The following is a 2,190-nucleotide window of genomic DNA, read 5'->3' as shown; positions in this document are numbered from 1 at the left end:
GGCGGCGATTGTCCTTCCAGAGGCCTTCATACGGGCAGTTGTGGAAGTAGAAATATTCAAGCGTCTTGATCTCGGACTTGGCTGCGGAGAACAGCTCCTCCATCACCTTGACGTGCGGGTCCATCGAGCCGCCGACATCCATCAAGAGGAGGACCGAAACCGTATTGCGCCGTTCGGGCCGCATCTCGATATCGAGATACCCCTGTTTGGCGGTGTTCCTGATCGTCGCATCGAGGTCGAGCTCTTCATCGGCGCCCTGGCGCGCCCATTTGCGCAGGCGTTTCAGCGCGACCTTGATGTTGCGCGTGCCGATCTCGACGCTGTCATCATAATTCTTGAAATCGCGCTTGTCCCAGACCTTCACGGCCCGGCGGTGGCGGGATTTTTCCTGGCCGATGCGCACGCCTTCCGGATTGTAGCCGTTCGCGCCGAAGGGCGAGGTGCCGCCCGTGCCGATCATCTTGTTGCCGCCTTCGTGGCGCTTTTCCTGCTCCTTGAGGCGCTCTTTCAGCGTCTCCATCAGCTTCTCGAAGCCGCCCATCGCCTCGATCTCGTCCATCTCCTCCTGGGTGAGGAATTTCTCCGACATCTTGCGCAGCCACTCTTCTGGCAGGTCCTGCACGTCGACAGCGTCCTGCATCGTGTCGAGGCCCTTGAAGACGTGGGAGAAGACGCGGTCGAACTTGTCGAGATTGCGCTCATCCTTCACCAGCGCGGTGCGCGAGAGATAGTAGAAGTCCTCGACCTCCATATCGATCACGCCCTTGTCCATCGCTTCGAGGAGCGAGAGATACTCCCTGAGCGTTACCGGGACTTTCGCCTGGCGCAATTCGTTGAAGAAGTTCAGGAACATGGGCAGGTCTCCACTGGGTCTGCCCCTAAAGGTAGCGTGCGCGCCAGCCATCTCCAAGGGCTGACGCGGCGCAAGCGCTGAATTCGGGCGGAATTGACCGGCCTAGTAGCGGTTCTTGATCAGCATGACGCGGCGGATCACGCTCGCCATTTCCGCGTCGAGCTGCATCAGATCGGTAATACGAACCAGGAAGTCTTCCTCGGATTCGCGCAGCTGGCGGTCGGCAAGGACGATGTCGACGCAATGGGCGAAGACCGACAGGCGCATATCATGCGGCAGGGCCGTGCAGGCCTCCCGCAGACCTTCCTTGCGCTCGCGCATCCGCTCATTCACCGTCTGGTTCACCGCCGCCATCTGTTGCGGGCTGAGCCGCTTCATGGTGCGCGAGCGATGCACGAGAGCGGCGATTTCCTCGCGCTCTTCAGGGGCCAGGCTGCCATCGGCGAAGGCCGCTTCGAGGAGCAGGCAGAGAAAGGCTTCCGGAATCGTCCAGTCGGATTCGCTGTTCTCGTTAAACTCCTGTTCAAGCTTGCTCAGGTCCGGAAAGGCGTTCTCTGATTTCTCAGTCACAGTCTCGTTTCCAAAAAGGATTTTCACATCACTCATTGTATCAGTCCCTATCACTTGGTTTCGCGCGGCGGTCTGGCGTCGCTGGGAAGCAGAAATCTGACAGACCGCACATTACGCCTTTTCGTCCTCAATTGGTATTCCTAATCCGGCCGCCCCCGGCCGGTGCCCACTAGCAGTTCTCCGGGTCAGAGCAGGGCGGCAGCGGATTGCGGGCCGGCCAGGAGGCAACCCATTCCACCCGGTCTTCGAGCACGTCGAGATAGTCTTCGAGCTCGGATTCGACGCGTGCCACCCAGACCGTGTCATTTTCCGGCTCGGGGATCGCCTTGGCACTTGCCGGCATGCGCTGGCGTTCCGGCTGGGCCACCAGGCGCTGAATCTCCTGCTTGCGCTGTTCGATCTGTTGCTCGAGCGAGGCGAGGTCGCCATAGGAGCCATAATTGCGCACCTGCGCTTCCAGCTCGGCGATGCGTTCCTTGTAGCCATTGATTTCAGAGGCGAGATTCTGGTCCTCGAAATTCTGGATGATCGAGGCGAGGCGCTCATTCTCCTGCCGCAGCTCGGCCATTTCGGGGCTCGGGCCGGTCGAGCCAGGCGATTGCGGCCCGGCAAAGGTCAGCACGGCCCACACAATCGCGCCTGCAATCGCTGCGGCCACGGCGGCGACCATGAGCACGCCTGCGGCCGAAAGACCCGTCTTTACATCCTGCGGCGCTTCTCGCTGACGCTCCTGAATCGGTGTGGGAAAGAGTGTGCGGTCTTCATAC

At 60.6% G+C, this 2,190-nt stretch carries 3 protein-coding genes; all 3 read right to left on the bottom strand.

Annotated features, from left to right (window positions below; all coding sequences use genetic code 11):
* On the bottom strand, positions 1–853 hold an 853-nt coding region (locus WA989_RS03030; protein ID WP_424339048.1), incomplete at its 3' end, for a vWA domain-containing protein.
* Positions 854–955: 102 nt separating this feature from the next.
* Positions 956–1,459: a tellurite resistance TerB family protein gene (locus WA989_RS03025; protein WP_424339047.1), complete on the bottom strand. Its 504-nt coding sequence runs from the start codon at positions 1,457–1,459 to the stop codon at positions 956–958.
* Between the two features lie 133 nt (positions 1,460–1,592).
* A partial coding sequence (locus WA989_RS03020; RefSeq protein ID WP_424339046.1) for a hypothetical protein occupies positions 1,593–2,190 on the bottom strand: 598 nt, incomplete at its 5' end.

Origin of the sequence: Henriciella sp. (genome assembly GCF_049649345.1) — a bacterium.
GTDB lineage: Bacteria > Pseudomonadota > Alphaproteobacteria > Caulobacterales > Hyphomonadaceae > Henriciella.
This window is presented reverse-complemented; position numbering and strand designations above follow the sequence as displayed.

Excerpts from the sequence above, each read along its gene's own strand:
- WA989_RS03025 (WP_424339047.1), bottom strand. The coding sequence starts at position 1,459 with ATGAGTGATGTGAAAATCCTTTTTGGAAACGAGACTGTGACTGAGAAA.